Raw genomic sequence first — 240 nt, forward strand, 5'->3', positions numbered from 1 at the left:
GCCCGATGCCTCGCTGTTGATCGACGCCGCCACCCTCCAGGCCCAACTGGGCCAACCCGGACTGGCGCTGCTCGATGCTCGCGCGCAGCCGCGCTTCCGTGGCGAAGTCGAGCCCATAGATCCGGTCGCCGGACACATTCCCGGTGCCCAGTGCGCCGCCTTCACCGACAACCTTGGCAGCGACGGCCGCTTCCTTCCGCCGGAACAATTGCACCAGCGGTTCTCCGCCCTGTTGCGCGG

The 240-nt window shown here is 69.2% G+C and carries 1 protein-coding gene; it reads right to left on the reverse strand.

Features of this window, described 5'->3' with window-relative positions; all coding sequences use genetic code 11:
* On the reverse strand, positions 1 to 240 hold a 240-nt coding region (locus ACLJNW_RS28110), incomplete at both ends, for a hypothetical protein (protein ID WP_410961903.1).

Source organism: Salmonella sp. SAL4457, assembly GCF_046548235.1.
Taxonomy (GTDB): Bacteria; Pseudomonadota; Gammaproteobacteria; order Enterobacterales; family Enterobacteriaceae; genus Salmonella; species Salmonella enterica.